The organism is Mycobacterium sp. NGS49 (assembly GCF_059812565.1).
This window is the reverse complement of the sequence record NZ_JCALCX010000107.1, coordinates 1-688: the sequence shown is the minus strand read 5'-3', so window position 1 is coordinate 688 and position 688 is coordinate 1. Positions and strand designations below refer to the sequence as shown.

Here is a 688-nt window from a genome sequence, read left to right as displayed (position 1 = left end):
TCCTGGGCAAGCAGGAATACGACGGCATGTCACGCATCAACGGCCTGATCACCCCCGAGCTACGCGCCCTGATCGAAGCGGCGTGGGCCAAGCTGGCCGCCCCCGGCGCGGCCAACCCCGAGGACGAGAAGCCGGTCACCGACGGCGCTCCCGATGACGACACCGCGCGCCGCGACACCCGCAGCCAACCCCAACGCAACCACGACGCGATGATCACCGGGATCCGCGCACTGTGCGCCTCCGGAGATCTCGGCACCCACAACGGCCTGCCGGTCTCCATCATCGTCACCACCACCCTGCAAGACCTCGAAGCCGGCGCCGGCCGAGCCCGCACCGGAGGCGGCACCCGGGTGCCGCTACCGACACTGATCCGCTGGGCCACCCAGGCCCACCACTACCTCGCGGTCTTCGACCACGCCAAACCCCTGGCGCTGTTCCACAGCAAACGCTTTGCCAACCTCGCCCAGCGAATGATGTTGCTGGCCAAAGAAGGTGGCTGCACCAGACCGGGCTGCGACGCCCCGGCCTACCACGCCGAAGTCCACCACGCGTCAGGCTGGACCACCACCCACTGCACCGACATCCACGACCTCACCCTTGCCTGCGGCCCAGACAACCGCCTCGCCGAAAAAGGCTGGACCACCCGCAAAAACGCCCACGGCGACACCGAATGGCTCCCACCAGCCCA

Annotated in this window: 1 protein-coding gene; it reads left to right on the top strand. The window is 68.5% G+C overall.

The genetic code is table 11. From position 1 onward, the window contains the following. Positions 1 to 688: HNH endonuclease signature motif containing protein (locus AC5Y7D_RS30895; protein ID WP_499929989.1), on the top strand; the 688-nt coding region annotated here is incomplete at both ends.